Origin of the sequence: Winslowiella toletana, assembly GCF_032164335.1 — a bacterium.
Taxonomy (GTDB): domain Bacteria; phylum Pseudomonadota; class Gammaproteobacteria; order Enterobacterales; family Enterobacteriaceae; genus Erwinia; species Erwinia toletana_A.
The window spans coordinates 307,492-322,148 of sequence record NZ_CP134152.1 but is presented as its reverse complement, the minus strand read 5'-3'; the positions used below and the strand labels follow the sequence as shown (position 1 = coordinate 322,148).

The 14,657-nt window shown below is 53.6% G+C and carries 14 protein-coding genes; 4 read left to right on the top strand and 10 right to left on the bottom strand.

Going from position 1 to position 14,657, the window contains the following annotated elements:
• Positions 1-296: 296 nt before the first annotated feature.
• A complete protein-coding gene (gene asd / locus RIN69_RS01440; protein ID WP_313855096.1) occupies positions 297-1,406 on the bottom strand; it encodes an aspartate-semialdehyde dehydrogenase in 1,110 nt (369 codons plus the stop codon).
• A gap of 189 nt (positions 1,407-1,595) precedes the next feature.
• Here asd and RIN69_RS01435 point away from each other — a divergent pair, with 189 nt between their 5' ends.
• Positions 1,596-2,189, top strand: a complete 594-nt coding sequence (locus RIN69_RS01435; protein ID WP_313855094.1) for a YhgN family NAAT transporter — start codon at positions 1,596-1,598, stop codon at positions 2,187-2,189.
• A gap of 40 nt (positions 2,190-2,229) precedes the next feature.
• Here RIN69_RS01435 and gntU read toward each other — a convergent pair whose 3' ends face one another.
• The 4 genes from gntU to RIN69_RS01415 all read right to left on the bottom strand — a co-directional run bounded on the left by gntU (position 2,230) and on the right by RIN69_RS01415 (position 6,065).
• Complete coding sequence (gene gntU, locus RIN69_RS01430; RefSeq protein ID WP_313855093.1) at positions 2,230-3,570, bottom strand: gluconate transporter; 1,341 nt, start codon at positions 3,568-3,570, stop codon at positions 2,230-2,232.
• Between the two features lie 5 nt (positions 3,571-3,575).
• Positions 3,576-4,112 (bottom strand): gluconokinase, encoded by a 537-nt coding sequence (gene gntK / locus RIN69_RS01425; protein WP_313855092.1) that lies wholly within the window; start codon positions 4,110-4,112, stop codon positions 3,576-3,578.
• A 139-nt stretch (positions 4,113-4,251) separates the two neighbouring features.
• Positions 4,252-5,247: a gluconate operon transcriptional repressor GntR gene (gene gntR, locus RIN69_RS01420; RefSeq protein WP_313855091.1), complete on the bottom strand. Its 996-nt coding sequence runs from the start codon at positions 5,245-5,247 to the stop codon at positions 4,252-4,254.
• Between the two features lie 122 nt (positions 5,248-5,369).
• A complete protein-coding gene (locus RIN69_RS01415; RefSeq protein WP_313855090.1) occupies positions 5,370-6,065 on the bottom strand; it encodes a pirin family protein in 696 nt (231 codons plus the stop codon).
• Positions 6,066-6,494: 429 nt separating this feature from the next.
• On the opposite strand from RIN69_RS01415, the gene RIN69_RS01410 reads away from it, so the two are divergent.
• Positions 6,495-8,066: an AbgT family transporter gene (locus tag RIN69_RS01410; protein WP_313855088.1), complete on the top strand. Its 1,572-nt coding sequence runs from the start codon at positions 6,495-6,497 to the stop codon at positions 8,064-8,066.
• Between the two features lie 241 nt (positions 8,067-8,307).
• On the top strand, positions 8,308-8,802 hold the full coding sequence (locus tag RIN69_RS01405; RefSeq protein ID WP_313855086.1) for a GNAT family N-acetyltransferase: 495 nt from the start codon (positions 8,308-8,310) through the stop codon (positions 8,800-8,802).
• A 36-nt stretch (positions 8,803-8,838) separates the two neighbouring features.
• Here RIN69_RS01405 and ggt read toward each other — a convergent pair whose 3' ends face one another.
• Positions 8,839-10,587 carry a gamma-glutamyltransferase gene (ggt, locus tag RIN69_RS01400; RefSeq protein ID WP_313855085.1) on the bottom strand — a complete coding sequence of 583 codons (1,749 nt, stop codon included), beginning with the start codon at positions 10,585-10,587 and terminating at the stop codon, positions 8,839-8,841.
• 223 nt (positions 10,588-10,810) lie between these two features.
• Between ggt and RIN69_RS01395 the strand changes: the two genes are divergently transcribed.
• Positions 10,811-11,101, top strand: coding sequence for a DUF2756 domain-containing protein (locus RIN69_RS01395; protein ID WP_313855084.1), 291 nt, complete (start codon positions 10,811-10,813; stop codon positions 11,099-11,101).
• Here RIN69_RS01395 and ugpQ read toward each other — a convergent pair.
• The 4 genes from ugpQ to ugpA are packed head-to-tail and all read right to left on the bottom strand — an operon-like array spanning position 11,098 to position 14,644.
• Positions 11,098-11,841 carry a glycerophosphodiester phosphodiesterase gene (gene ugpQ, locus RIN69_RS01390; RefSeq protein ID WP_313855083.1) on the bottom strand — a complete coding sequence of 248 codons (744 nt, stop codon included), beginning with the start codon at positions 11,839-11,841 and terminating at the stop codon, positions 11,098-11,100. The two genes, RIN69_RS01395 and ugpQ, sit on opposite strands and share 4 nt — an antisense overlap.
• Positions 11,838-12,911 (bottom strand): sn-glycerol-3-phosphate import ATP-binding protein UgpC, encoded by a 1,074-nt coding sequence (locus tag RIN69_RS01385; RefSeq protein WP_313855082.1) that lies wholly within the window; start codon positions 12,909-12,911, stop codon positions 11,838-11,840. Before RIN69_RS01385 ends, ugpQ begins: the two co-directional genes overlap by 4 nt.
• Positions 12,912-12,914: 3 nt before the next feature.
• Complete coding sequence (gene ugpE / locus RIN69_RS01380; protein WP_313855081.1) at positions 12,915-13,760, bottom strand: sn-glycerol-3-phosphate ABC transporter permease UgpE; 846 nt, start codon at positions 13,758-13,760, stop codon at positions 12,915-12,917.
• A complete protein-coding gene (ugpA, locus tag RIN69_RS01375) occupies positions 13,757-14,644 on the bottom strand; it encodes a sn-glycerol-3-phosphate ABC transporter permease UgpA (protein WP_313855079.1) in 888 nt (295 codons plus the stop codon). Before ugpA ends, ugpE begins: the two co-directional genes overlap by 4 nt.
• Positions 14,645-14,657: the final 13 nt, after the last annotated feature.

Genomic DNA, 14,657 nt, shown 5'->3' with positions numbered 1-14,657 from the left:
CGGTGAATATCCATCCGCTGGAACAGAAAACCACTGCTGCGAACAAATTCAATTTATTTGGAAAGCAAAAACAGTCAAAAATCAGAACACCTGTTCTAAGCATAGCTAAGGCCGACAATTAGCCTGGTAAGAATGCATAAATAATTTTTGTTAATGCCAAAAAGAAGAAACAAGAAGTATGAAGGACTCAGTTGAAGCAGGAACACAGGTCAGTTGTTCCGGAATGGACGCATTTTCCTTAACAGATAACGATGGACGATAAACGGGCCCGTTGCGCCGGGCCCGTCAGTATCGGGTTAGTCCACCAGCAGACGCAGCATGCGGCGCAGCGGTTCCGCCGCGCCCCACAGCAGCTGATCGCCAACGGTAAAGGCCGAAAGATAATCCGGGCCCATATTCAGTTTACGCAGACGTCCGACCGGCGTATTCAGCGTGCCGGTGACTGCCGCAGGCGTCAGTTCACGCAGGGTGATTTCGCGGTCATTCGGCACCACTTTAACCCAGTCGTTATGCGCAGCCAGCAGCTGTTCGATTTCGCTCAGCGGCACATCTTTTTTCAGCTTCAGGGTAAACGCCTGGCTGTGACAACGCAGTGCGCCAACGCGGACGCACAGCCCGTCGACCGGGATGATGCCAGCAGGTTGCAGAATCTTGTTAGTTTCTGCCTGGCCTTTCCACTCTTCGCGGCTCTGGCCGTTTTCCAGCTGCTTATCGATCCACGGAATCAGACTACCCGCCAGCGGCACACCAAAGTTATCCACTGGCAGCACGCCAGCGCGGCTCATTTCGGTCACTTTGCGTTCGATATCCAGAATCGCTGAGGCCGGGTTTTCCAGCTCTTTTGCCACATGGTTATGCAGCATTCCCATCTGGCTCAGCAGCTCACGCATATGGCGCGCGCCGCCGCCGGAAGCCGCCTGATAAGTGGCAACCGACGCCCACTCCACCAGATCGTTAGCAAACAGGCCGCCGAGCGACATCAGCATCAGACTAACGGTACAGTTACCGCCAACAAAGGTTTTGATGCCGTTATCCAGCCCCTGGCGGATCACATGATGGTTAACCGGATCGAGGATGATGATCGCATCATCATCCATACGCAGCGAAGAAGCCGCATCAATCCAGTAACCCTGCCAGCCGCTGGCGCGTAATTTAGGATAAACTTCATGGGTATAATCGCCGCCCTGGCAGGTAATGATGATATCCAGCGCCTTCAGCGCTTCGATATCAAAAGCATCCTGCAGCGTACCTGCGGACTTGCCGGCAAATTCCGGCGCGGCCTGGCCGTGCTGTGAGGTGGAGAAGAACACCGGACGCACCACATCAAAGTCGCGTTCTTCGATCATACGCTGCATTAACACTGACCCGACCATACCGCGCCAGCCTACTAGTCCTACATTTTTCATGTCCTGGTACCTGCTTCAGGCTGCGCCAATATCGCCAGGCCTGTTAGAGTAAGTAAAACAAACGAAAGATAACTACCACCTTACAAAATGCAGCAAAACAGGCAAGTGAATTAAATCGATGCTCAGCATTTTTTCAGCAGTACGGCTTATAACCGATGAATATCGCAATGGAACAAGAGAACAACAACGATGACTGAGATGATCTCCGCAACAATATTATTGTTGCTTATCATGGATCCACTGGGCAATTTGCCGATTTTTATGTCGGTTTTAAAGCATCTGGAGCCGAAACGTCGACGAGTGGTGTTAATCCGCGAAATGCTGATTGCGTTGTTTATCATGCTGCTGTTTCTGTTTGCCGGCGAAAAAATTCTGACTTTCCTTAATCTGCGCACTGAGACAGTATCAATTTCCGGCGGCATTATTTTGTTTCTGATCGCCATCAAAATGATTTTTCCTTCGCACGAAAGCAGCAGCAGCGGCTTATCCGCGGGTGAAGAGCCGTTTCTGGTGCCGCTGGCAATACCGCTGGTAGCGGGACCGTCGCTGCTGGCAACCCTGATGCTGCTGTCGCACCAGTATCCGAATCAGATCGGGCATCTGGTGGTCGCACTGATGATTGCCTGGGGCGTAACCGTGGTGATTTTACTGCTTTCCGGCCTGTTTCTGCGCCTGCTGGGCGATAAAGGCGTCAATGCGCTGGAGCGTCTGATGGGTTTGATCTTGATTATGCTGGCAACGCAGATGTTTCTGGATGGGATTCGGGCGTATTTAAAAATCTGACAATCTGGCGGCAGTCCAAAATGGACTGCCGCCCGAAAGATTACGACAACAACTCAAACGCGATCATCCCCACTACCGCACCAACCGTGCCGAGAATGGTTTCCATCAGCGTCCAGGTTTTAAGCGTCTGCGCTTCGGTGGCACCGGTAAATCGGCCAAACAGCCAGAATCCGGCATCATTCACGTGGCTCAACACTATTGACCCACCGGCGATACAGATCGACAGCGCGGCCATCTGCGCGCCCGAGTAGTTAAGCACCTCAATGACCGGCATCACCAGACCGACGGTCGTCAGGCAGGCAACGGTTGCTGAACCCTGAATCACGCGTACCGCGGCAGCCAGGATAAAGCAAGCCAGCGCAATCGGCAGCCCGGCACCAGTCAGGGCATTACCTAACGCCGGACCGACGCCGGAATCCACCAGCACCTGCTTAAACACGCCACCGGCACCGATCACCAGCAGAATAATCCCCGCCGGTTGCAGCGCGCTGCCGCAGATCTCCATCACCCGCTCTTTATCCATTCCCTGGCGATACGCCAGGCCATAAATCGCCACCAGACAAGCCAGCAGAATGGCGGTAAACGGATGGCCGATAAACTCCAGCCACTGATACAGCGTGCTGCCTTCGGTGGTAAAACGCGCCCCGATGGTTTTCAGTCCAACCAGCACCAGCGGAAACAGAATCAGCGACAGGCTGAAGCCAAACGACGGCAGTTTGCTGCTGTCATACTCCGGCTGCGAGACGTCATCCGGCACGCGGAATTCAACATGGCGACTGATAAAGTTACCAAACAGCGGACCGGCAATAATCATACTGGGGATCGCCGCGCACAGGCCAAGCAGAATCATCCAGCCGAAATCGACGTGCATCTGTGAAGCCAGCAGCATCGGAGCCGGCCCCGGCAGCAGAAATGCGGCGGCCGCAGCCACACCGGCAAACAGCGGAATCACCAGCTTCACCAGGTTGTCGTGGGTGCGGCGCGCGACGGCAAAGGCAATACTGATCAGCAGCACAATCGCCACTTCAAAAAACAGTGGCAACGCGCAAATCAGGCCGGCAATCCCCATCGCATAGTGCGCGCGGCTTTCACCGAATACCTTCAGCATCCGGATGGCTATCTGATCAACCGCACCGGTTTCATGCAGGATTTTGCCGAACATCGCGCCCAGTGCGACGACTATGGCGAGAAAACCGAGGGTGCCACCCATGCCTTTTTGCATGGTGTCAGCAATTTTATCGACAGGCATGCCGGAGAAAATTCCGGCACCGATTGAGACTAACATCAGCGCCACAAAGGCGTGCATACGGGCTTTCATCACGAGAAACAGCAGCAGTAATACCGAACCTGCTGCGGTCAGAACCAGTGTTGCGGTACTCATTACAACTAATCCTTTTTGATCGCACCTTCGATGGTAGCGACGGTGGCGGCAACAACCTCTTCCAGCGAATGATTGATATCAACCACTAACACGTCCTGCTCATCTGCGCCCGGCTCTTCCAGCGTGGCAAACTGGGTAACCAGCATTTGCGGCTTAAAGAAGTGGCCTTTACGCGCTTTCAGGCGAGCTTCGATGGTTTCGAAATCACCCTGCAGATAGACGAATGACAGGTTGCTGTTGTCCTTGCGCAGGATATCGCGATAGCTTTTTTTCAGCGCCGAGCAGACGATAATCGAGATATCGTTAGTGCGCTGCATGGCGAAGGCGGCATCGTTCAGCGACTGTAACCACGGGCGACGATCGTCGTCATTTAACGGATGACCTTCGGCCATTTTCTCAATATTGGCGCGGGGATGCAGGAAATCGCCATCAAGAAAGGCGGTTTTCAACTGATAAGAAACCTGGTTAGCAACGGCGGATTTACCGCTGCCAGATACGCCCATCAGGATAAACACATGATGTGACGAGGAATTCGTTTTCATTATTTTAACTCCGGCAGATGAGTATGCGCATGTTACCGATAACAATTGCTGATCACATTCTCAGTACGTGCGCTGGCAATGGCAACCGTTCCGCCGGGAAAAGGTGGTAAATGTGAGATACCTCAAATAATTGAAATAATCAGATGCTACCGCCTTCAGAAATCTCAAAACCGACATTTACCGGCTGCACGGCGCTTTTATTACCGCCAATCCGCGCCAGCAGCATTGAAGCGGCTTCACGCCCCATTTGCTCACGCGGCGTCAGCACCGTAGCCAGTCTTGGATTCACCACCTGAGAAATATCGTGGCCGTGGAAACCGGCAATGGCGAGATCGTCCGGCACCCTCAGCCCCTGCCGCTGGCACTCAAACATTGCGCCAACCGCCAGGTCATCATTGGTACAGAACAGGCTGTCGACGTGCGGATAACGACGTTGCGCTTCGCGTAACAGATCGGCACCGGCGGTAAACGAAGAGGCTTCTTCCATCATCACGCTCTGTGACTGCAAACCGGCCTCGCGCATCGCGATTTCATAGCCACGCTGTTTCTGTAGCGTTCGCTCATCCAGACGCGCCCCGAGATAAACCGTATGGCGATGGCCTTTAGCGATAATCGCCCGCGTCATCTGCCGTGCCGCTTCGACGTTATCAAAACCCACCGCCATATCCAGACAGGGCGATACGCAGTCCATCATCTCAATCACCGGAATACCGGCGGTTTCAATCATTCGCAAACTGCCCGGCGTGTGGCTGCGCTCGGTGAGGATCAGGCCATCAATATTCCAGCCCAGCAGCGAACGCAGCTGCAACTCCTCTTTGTCCTGGTTGTAACCAAAGTGGCTGAGCATGGTCTGATAACCCGCAGCATCAGTGACGGCTTCAATACCGCGCAGTACATCGGCGAAAACTTGATTGGTCAGCGAGGGCAGCAGCACGCCAATGGCGCGGCTGGTGGCGTTGGATAGCATATCCGGCGCCCGATTGGGGATATAGCCAAGCTCATCCAGCGCCACAGCGATTTTTTCACGCAGGGCAACGGAGACCTGCTCTGGATTACGCAGGTAGCGGCTGACGGTCATTTTGGTGATGCCAATTCGATCGGCAACATCCTGCAGGACGGGTCTTCTTTTTTTCATCGTTATCAGACTGTGTAGTGAGGTAACGATGAGTCTATCAAAAAATGTTGCGGTAACATCATTGAGTTACCGCGCAAATAATAATGGCCAGAATAATCTGACCATTATTTATGACCCATAAATCAGACCGGTGGCAGATCAAACAGCAGGATTTCTGCGTCGCTGTCGGCCTGAATTGACAGCGCACTTTCGTCCCAGATTGCCAGCGCGTCGCTGGTGGTCACTTTCTCACCATTCACCTGAACGTCACCTTTCACTACCTGAATCCAGATGCGGCGTTCAGCCTCAACGTCGATTGCCGATTGCTTACCTTTTTTCAGCGCCCAGCGCGACAGCGTCATATCCTGATGCACTTTCAGAGAACCGTCACGGGCATCCGGTGACAGTACTAACTGACGGCCTTCAACATCGTCGAAGCGGCGCTGCTCGTAACGCGGCTCAATGCCAGCCGTATCCGGAATGATCCAGATCTGATAAAGATGCAGCGGCTGATCTTTACTGCCGTTGTACTCGGAGTGGCGCACGCCAGTACCTGCGCTCATAATCTGGAACTCACCCGCCGGAATCTGTTCTTTGTTACCCATGCTGTCCTGATGTTCAACCACCCCGGACAATACGTAGGTCAGAATTTCCATATCTTTATGCGGATGGGTACCAAAACCCTGCCCGGCGTCGATAACATCTTCGTTAATCACTCGCAGTGCGGAAAAGCCCATAAAGTCTGCATCATAGTAATTAGCAAAGGAGAACGTGTGCCAGCTGTCCAGCCAGCCATGGTTTGCGTGACCGCGATCTTCAGCTTTACGTACATAAATCATATTCAACTCTCCTCAACGTTTTGACCTAGTCTGGACTTGATTCGAGCCGGATGATAGCTGAAAAACTTCACTCCTCTGTTCAAAAAAAGTGAATGAAAAAAACCGCAGTTATTCGGCCTGATGAACGGACAATGGCGTTAATAATGCCTGAAAATTTCCCAATGAGTTTTTCTAATCCATCTCACACTATTTGAAACTCAACGCTGACTAAAACAGGCTAAACCCGCAGTGAAATTCCGCACCGAACGCGCAATAAATACAGCAAAATCATCGACTAACGCATCTACTGATAGCTAATGATTGCAAATTAATTCGGTTTTCCCTTGGTATCTGCTCGGCTTTGCTGCCTTGGTAACTTTTTTTACCCACGTAAGATGGCCTGACATTGGAACGCAACTGCCGGATTAGCAGCAATTTCAGGGACAGAATATGACCGACAATACAACACTAAAGCCTATCAGTCCGATTACCCGCTTTCTGAATACCGTTGAGTGGCTGGGAAACTTGCTGCCGCATCCCATCACGCTGTTTGCCATACTCTGCCTGTTTATCATCGTCGCTTCAGGCATTGCGGCCGGCTTTAACCTCAGCGTTATCGATCCCCGACCGGAAGGCGTCAGTGGTCGCGCCGCTGATGGCGTCATTCAGGTGGTCAACCTGTTCAGCGCTGAAGGTTTACAGCGCATTATCAGCAACCTGGTCAGCAATTTTACCAGTTTTGCGCCACTTGGCACGGTGCTGGTTGCCATGTTGGGGGTGGGAATTGCCGAGCACTCCGGGCTATTGTCGGCCGCGATGCGCGCGCTGGTGTTCAGCGCACCTAAAAAGCTGATTACTTTTACCCTGGTGTTCGCCGGTATTATTTCCAACAGCGCCTCTGAACTGGGTTATGTGGTGTTAATTCCGCTGGCGGCGATGCTGTTCCACTCTTTAGGCCGTCATCCGCTGGCCGGGCTGGCTGCCGCCTTCGCGGGCGTTTCCGGTGGCTACAGCGCCAATCTGCTGCTCGGCACCGTTGATCCTCTGCTGTCAGGCATAACGCAAAACGCCGCGCAGATTATTGACCCGAGCTATACCGTTGGGCCAGAAGTGAACTGGTACTTTATGGCTATCAGTACCTTTATTATTGCGCTGCTTGGCACCTGGATAACCAACTACATTGTTGAGCCAAAGCTGGGTAAATATCGCGAAAGCGAGGGCGATGCGCCACAGGGCGATATGGGCAAAGTCACGCCGCAGGAGAAACGGGCGCTGAAAGGCGCGGGGCTTACCTTTCTGCTACTGAGCCTGCTGGTGTCGCTGACGCTGATTCCGGGTTACGGCATCCTGCTGAATCCGAAGACCGATGGTTTAGCCGGTTCGCCTTTCCTGCATGGCATCGTGGTGTTTATTATGCTGTTTTTCGCTATTCCGGGTTATGTCTATGGCCGGATGCTTGGCACCATGCGCAGCGATCGCGACGTTATTAGCGCGATGTCGAAAAGTATCAGTATGCTGAGTATGTATATCGTGCTGGTGTTCTTCGCCGCCCAGTTTGTCTCGCTGTTTAGCTGGAGTAACTTTGGTACGGTGATTGCGGTTAAAGGTGCCAGCCTGCTGTCAGCGATTGATCTCAGCGCCCCGCTGCTGTTTTTCAGCTTTATTATAATTTGCGGCTTTATCAATCTGATGATTGGCTCGTCATCGGCGCAGTGGGCGGTCACTGCCCCGATTTTCGTGCCGATGCTGATGCTGGTGGGCTACGCACCTGAAGTTATCCAGGCGGCTTATCGCATCGGTGATTCGGTGACGAATTTAATTACGCCGATGATGAGCTATTTTGGTTTGATTATGGCGGTGGCGGCGCGTTATCAACGCAATCTTGGTATCGGTACGCTGGTGGCGATGATGCTGCCTTACTCCGTGGTATTTTTGATCGGCTGGAGCTTACTGTTTGTGATTTGGGTATTTGGTTTTGGTTTACCGGTAGGGCCAGGGGCTGCGACTTACTACACCATGTAATGCCAGAATAGCGGCCAAAAAAAAAAGCCAGCACCCGAGCTGGCTAAGAAACACTGAAGCAATGTGAGCAATGTCGTGCCTTCACAGTAGATCCAGGGTGGACTTCCTGAGAACGCACGACAATAATAATCATTATCATTCGCATCTGTAAAGATCTTTCTGCGATTAATTTTCAATTGACCTTTTGCTTAAAGTCCCTGATCTTCAAGAGGAATAACCCACCAGCAAAAGGAGCAGCACGATGAGTCAGATATCGATTCGCCATGTGAGCATTGATGATGCACACGCCCTTCAGCAGCTTTACAGCCAGCCAGATACGCAGGCGAATACGCTACAGGTGCCGTTTCCATCACTAAAGCACTGGCAGGATCGTCTGACGGATCTGCGCCCTGGCGTGCATTCGCTGGTTGCCTGTATTGAAGGCCAGGTGGTAGGGCAAATTACGTTAGAAATTAATTCCTCACCCCGCCGCCGTCACACCGCCACCTTTGGGATGGGCGTTGACGTCAATCATCGTGGTAAAGGCGTGGCGCAGGCGCTGCTGGCGGCGATTATCGATCTCTGTGACAACTGGCTGGCAATCGAGCGCATTGAACTGACGGTATTTACCGATAATGCAGCGGCTATCGCGGTCTATCGCAAATTCGGCTTTGAAGTGGAAGGCACCGGGCGTCAGTACGGTTTGCGTAACGGCGAGAAAATTGACGCGTTTTATATGGCGCGTATGCGTGATTAAACCTGAACGGGCGGCGTGCCAGCCGCCCGATTTGCCTTAATAACCGGCGGTTGAATCATTAACCGTACGTGGATCGGATGCACCGTACAGCATGCCATCCGGCCCAATCATAATGCTCTGGGTACTGCCCATCGCTGGCTGCACCTTCACATGCTGCCCTTTGCTTTCCAACAGTCGCAGGGTATCCGGGCTGAAGCCTTTTTCGACACGCAGCTGATCCGGCAACCACTGATGATGGAAGCGCGGCACGTTGGTGGCTTCTGCGACGTTCATTCCAAAATCGATGCTGTTGACCACCATTTGCAGCACGGTGGTAATAATCCGACTGCCGCCCGGACTGCCGGTGACTAACCAGGTTTTGCCATCTTTAGCCACAATAGTCGGCGACATAGAAGAGAGCGGACGCTTATAAGGCTGGACTGCATTAGCCTCGCCACCGACCAGGCCGTAGACATTCGGTGTACCCGGCTTGGCTGAAAAGTCATCCATTTGGTTATTCAGCAAAATACCGCTGTCACCTGCGACAATACCGCTACCGAAATTGGTGTTTAAGGTATAGGTCACCGCCACCGCGTTGCCGTCTTTATCCACTACCGAGAAGTGGGTGGTCTGATTACTCTCGTAAGGTGCCAGTTTGCCGGGCTTAATTTCCGACGACGGTCGCGCTTTCGCCACGTCAATTTTCTCTGCCAGCGTTTTGGCATAGGCTTTACTGGTCAGTGCCTGCCACGGCACTTTGACAAACTCCGGATCGCCGAGGTATTCCGAGCGGTCGGCATAGGCATATTTTTCAGCTTCAGCCATCACCTGAATGGCATCAGCGCTGCCGAAACCCATTTTCGCCAAATCAAAGTTTTCGAGAATATTCAGAATCTGCACGATATGAATCCCACCGGAAGACGGCGGTGGCATCGAAAAGACTTCATAGCCACGATAAGTGCCGCTAATCGGCTGACGTTCAACCGCACGATAAGCTGCCAGATCGGCCTTGCTAATCAGGCCACCGTGCTGAGCCATTTCACCGGCAATGTCGTCAGCAATCGCGCCTTTATAAAAAGCGTCCGGCCCCTCTTTAGCAATCAGCGCCAGGCTACGCGCCAGATTACGCTGCACCAGCCGCTCCCCCTTCTGATAAGGCGTACCGTCGGCCTTAAAGAAGATCGCTTTGCTGTTAGGGTGGTTAACCAGCACTTCGCTGCCGTAGGTTTTCAGGTCGTCCGCCAGTGAATCGTTGACGACAAAGCCGTTACGCGCCAGCTCAATAGCCGGTTGCAGTAAGCGACTCAGTGGCAAGGTGCCGTATTGCTGTGCGGCCAGAGCAAAACCAGCTACCGTGCCCGGCGTGCCGGAAGCGAGGTGTGAAGTGAGTGATAATTTGCTGTCGGCATTGCCCTGCGCATCAAGGAACATATCGCGGCTGGCTTTTACCGGTGCCATTTCACGGAAATCAATCGAGGTGGTGCGGCCCGAAGCGGTGCGCAGCAGCATAAAACCGCCGCCGCCGATATTACCGGCCTGCGGATGCGTGACCGCCAGCGCAAAACCGACCGCGACCGCTGCGTCGACCGCATTGCCGCCCTGCTTCAGAATATCGACGCCAACCTGGGTGGCTATCGCATCAACTGAGGACACCATCCCGTGGCGTTCTTTTACCGGATGAAAGGTGTCTGCATCAACACCGTAAGAGACCGGAGGAGCGGGCTGCGCCGCACCAGCACCCTGCCAGAAACAAAAACATACCATCAGCGACCAGGAAACGCGTCGCATATTGCCGGGTTTGATCATCCTGCCACACCTTTTTATGATTGTTTACATTGGTTTTACATCTGGTAAGTGAATACCAGATAAGCAAAAACACCAATGCAAAGTCAAATTCGGATCACTCCTGAATTCAGAATCTGCGGGGTGCGTTAGACTTGTAACAGGCGACAACAGGTTTTGGCGGATTTCTGCCTGACCGGCAAGGCACACAGCATCCGTCGCCAGCCTGAAAGAGGAAGGATAAAAGATGAAAAAATGGTTAATAATTTTTGCCGCGCTGGTACCGCTGAGCGGAATGGCAAACATGTTGAATAACAACAGCAACAATAACAATCCTGCCCAGCCGGGTTATAACCCGAGTCAACAGCGGATGCAGCAGCAGATGCAAAGCCAGCAACAGCAGCAACAGCAGAAGCTGAGACTGGATCAACAGCGTCAGACTCAGGATACCCAGCGTAAAATGCAGGAGCAGCGCAACAGTGCCCAGCAGCGTGTGATTCAGTCGCAGCCGGGCAATAATACTAAGCAGACGCCTTAAACGAAGTGCGGCCCGATGGTGTCGATGCGATCGGTACAGATGGCATCGACACCCCAGCTCAGCAGCTCGCGTGCGCGTTGCGGCTGATTCACGGTATACACCAGAATACGCAATCCGGCGGCTTTCAGCGCCGCAGTGCGCTCCGGGTTAAGTAATTTATAATTCAGATGAATCGAGGTGCAGGCCAGTGCGGTAGTCATCTGCTGCCAGTTCTCCTCCCAGTCATCCAGCAATAAACCGCGTGGCAGCTCAGGGGCCGCCTGCATCGCTGCTTCCAGCGCCTGATACGAGAATGACGACAGCAATGGCGCGGTTTGCCCTTGCCACAGTTCGCGTGCCGCCAGCGCCACGGCCTGACCGGTTTCGCGTTCGGTGCCGCGCGTCGGTTTGATCTCGATATTCGCCATCATGCCATGCTGCTGACAGCGCTGCGCCACTTCACTCAGCAGCGGCAGCGCTTCATGCTGAAACTGGCTGCTGAACCAGCTGCCGGCATCCAGCTGCTGTAACTTTTCCCACGGCAGCTCGCCAGCAACGCCCCAACCGTTACTGGTGCGGTCCAGCGTGTCGTCATGCAGCAGGAAAATCTGCCGATCGCCCGACAGTTTGGCATCAAATTCAATCATGGTATGGCCATATTTCGCACCGACATCAATCGCTGCCAGGGTATTTTCCGGTGCCAGCTTGCCGCCGCCACGATGGGCAACGATCGTCGGATAAGGCCATGCTGTAGTTATCATTCCAGACGCATTCCCGTAGTCGAATCGAAAAAGTGTAGCGCGTTAGCCGGCAGATGCAGCCACAGGGTCTCTCCCATCGCCGGTCGTTCAGTATGTGACAACCGTACGACGACATTGTTGCCGCCCCATTTACCGTGCGCCAGGTTGTCGGCTCCCAGCATCTCCAGCGTCTCAACCACCAGTGGAATTCCACCATCTTCTGGCGTCGACAGCTGAATATGCTCCGGGCGCACGCCCAGCGTCAAGGATCGGTTAGCCCATTTAGGTCGGCTACTGGTCAGCGGCAAAGCAAAACCCGGCGACAGTTCAAAACGCGTGCCTTCTCTACTGATGGCGCCTTCCAGCAGGTTCATTGATGGCGCACCAATAAAGCTGGCGACAAAACGCGTTGCCGGCCGCTCATAGACTTCAACCGGGGTGCCAAGCTGCTCAAGCACGCCCTTATTCATCACCATCACCCGCTGCGCCAGCGTCATCGCTTCCACCTGATCGTGCGTGACATATAAACTGGTGGTATTCAGGCGACGGTGCAGCTGTTGCAATTCGAGGCGCATCTGCACGCGCAGCCGTGCATCGAGGTTAGACAGCGGTTCATCAAACAAGAACACTGCCGGTTCGCGTACAATCGCACGCCCCATTGCCACACGCTGGCGCTGGCCGCCGGAAAGTTCACGCGGGCGACGTTGCAACAGCGCATCCAGTTCGAGGCTGCGCGCCGCTTCCAGTACCCGCAGGCGAATCTGCTCTTTGCCCATCCCACGAATTTTCAGGCCCCAGGCAATATTCTCTTCCACCGTCATATGCGGATAAAGCGCGTAGTTCTGAAATACCATCGCAATGCCGCGATCTTTCGGCTCCAAATCGGTGACGCGCTGGGTATCAATATAAATATCGCCGGAGCTTACGCGCTCCAGCCCGGCAACCATGCGCAGTAACGTCGATTTACCGCAGCCGGATGGCCCGACCATCACCATAAATTCGCCGTCGTTTACCGTGACATCCAGCGGTTTGATCACCGCATTTTTGCCATCGTAAGATTTTGTCACCGCCTGAAGTTTTACGCCTGCCATCTGCTATTTCTCACTCTCAACCAGACCACGCACAAAGGCGCGCTGCATTACCATTACCACCACCACCGGTGGAATTAACGTCATTAACATTGCTGCCATTACCAGATTCCACTGCGTCGATCCGTCCCCACTGGAAATCATGGTTCTGATGCCGGCTACCGCCGTGCCCATGCTGCTGTCACTGGTGATCAGAATCGGCCAGAGATACTGATTCCAGCCGTAAATAAAGGTGATGACAAACAGCGCCGCAAGATTGGTTTTCGACAGCGGCAGCACAATGTCCCAGAAGAAGCGCATCGGGCTGGCACCATCAATTCGCGCTGCCTCAATCAGTTCGTCCGGTAACGACATAAAGAACTGGCGGAACAGGAAGGTCGCCGTGGCGGAAGCCATCAGCGGTAACGTCAGGCCGGTGTAACTGTCCAGCAGATGCAGATTGGCGATCACTTCCACCGTCGGGAAAATGCGCACTTCAACCGGCAGCATCAGAGTGATAAAAATCAGCCAGAAACAGAGATTACGCAGCGGAAAGCGAAACCACACCAACGCAAAGGCTGAGAGCATCGAGACGCTGATTTTTCCGACGGTAATCCCCAGCGCCATAATGGTGCTGTTCAGCAACAGGATGCCGATGGGCGCACTGTTACTGCTGACGCCGTCCTGCCAGATCGTGCGGATGTTTTCCCATAAATGGGTGCCGGGAATCAGCGTCATCGGCACCTGATAAACCTGCACGTTATCCAGCGTGGCGGTGACAAACGCCACATACAGCGGAAACAGAATGGTCAGAATGCCGAAAACCAGCATGATATGGCTGAAAATCGTCAGCCCGCGTCGATTTTCAATCATTGGTAGCGCACCTTACGTTCGACATAGCGGAACTGAATCACCGTCAGGCAAATCACTAACAGCATCAGCACTACGGACTGAGCGGCCGAGGAAGAGAGGTCAAGCCCGGCAAAACCTTCGCGATAAATTTTATAGATCAGGGTAGTGGTCGACTGCATCGGCCCACCGCCGGTCGCGGCATCAATGATCGGGAAAGTATCAAAGAAGGCGTAAACCAGATTGACCACCAGCAGGAAGAAACTCACCGGGGCGATCAGCGGCAACGACAGGTAAAAGAAGCGGCGCACCGGGCCAGCACCATCAATCGCCGCCGCTTCAATCAGCGAGCGCGGAATCGATTGTAGCGCGGCGAAGAAGAACAGAAAGTTATAGCTAATCTGCTGCCAGACCGAGGCCAGCACCACCAGGAACATCGCCTGGCCGCTGTTCTGCGCATGGTTCCAGTTGTAACCCAGCAGGCCGAGAAAGTGGGTTATCAGCCCAAGACCAGGGTTAAACAGAAACATCCACAGTACGGCGGCAATCGCGGGGGCCACCGCATATGGCAGCAGCATTAGCGTCTGGTAGAAGCCCTTCATTCGCAGCACATAATCCACCAGCGCAGCGAAAAATAGCGATATCAGCAGGCCAAAACCGGTCACCAGCCCGCTGAAAATCAGCGTGGTCCAGAACGAGGCCAGATAATATTCATCGTCAAACAGTCGGCTAAAGTTTTCCAGCCCGACAAACTGGCTGGACATGCCGAACGGATCGACGTTTTGCACTGAATACCACAGCGCTTCTCCGGCAGGCCAGATAAAGAAGATGGCGGTGATCAGCAGCTGTGGCAGTACCAACAGATAGGGTAGCCAGTTGGTGCGAAAACCGGGGCGAACTGAGGACATAGTTTAGCTCGGG

Excerpts from the sequence above, each read along its gene's own strand:
- asd (WP_313855096.1), bottom strand. The coding sequence starts at position 1,406 with ATGAAAAATGTAGGACTAGTAGGCTGGCGCGGTATGGTCGGGTCAGTG.
- RIN69_RS01435 (WP_313855094.1), top strand. The coding sequence starts at position 1,596 with ATGACTGAGATGATCTCCGCAACAATATTATTGTTGCTTATCATGGAT.
- gntU (WP_313855093.1), bottom strand. The coding sequence starts at position 3,570 with ATGAGTACCGCAACACTGGTTCTGACCGCAGCAGGTTCGGTATTACTG.
- gntK (WP_313855092.1), bottom strand. The coding sequence starts at position 4,112 with ATGAAAACGAATTCCTCGTCACATCATGTGTTTATCCTGATGGGCGTA.
- gntR (WP_313855091.1), bottom strand. The coding sequence starts at position 5,247 with ATGAAAAAAAGAAGACCCGTCCTGCAGGATGTTGCCGATCGAATTGGC.
- RIN69_RS01415 (WP_313855090.1), bottom strand. The coding sequence starts at position 6,065 with ATGATTTATGTACGTAAAGCTGAAGATCGCGGTCACGCAAACCATGGC.
- RIN69_RS01410 (WP_313855088.1), top strand. The coding sequence starts at position 6,495 with ATGACCGACAATACAACACTAAAGCCTATCAGTCCGATTACCCGCTTT.
- RIN69_RS01405 (WP_313855086.1), top strand. The coding sequence starts at position 8,308 with ATGAGTCAGATATCGATTCGCCATGTGAGCATTGATGATGCACACGCC.
- ggt (WP_313855085.1), bottom strand. The coding sequence starts at position 10,587 with ATGATCAAACCCGGCAATATGCGACGCGTTTCCTGGTCGCTGATGGTA.
- RIN69_RS01395 (WP_313855084.1), top strand. The coding sequence starts at position 10,811 with ATGAAAAAATGGTTAATAATTTTTGCCGCGCTGGTACCGCTGAGCGGA.
- ugpQ (WP_313855083.1), bottom strand. The coding sequence starts at position 11,841 with ATGATAACTACAGCATGGCCTTATCCGACGATCGTTGCCCATCGTGGC.
- RIN69_RS01385 (WP_313855082.1), bottom strand. The coding sequence starts at position 12,911 with ATGGCAGGCGTAAAACTTCAGGCGGTGACAAAATCTTACGATGGCAAA.
- ugpE (WP_313855081.1), bottom strand. The coding sequence starts at position 13,760 with ATGATTGAAAATCGACGCGGGCTGACGATTTTCAGCCATATCATGCTG.
- ugpA (WP_313855079.1), bottom strand. The coding sequence starts at position 14,644 with ATGTCCTCAGTTCGCCCCGGTTTTCGCACCAACTGGCTACCCTATCTG.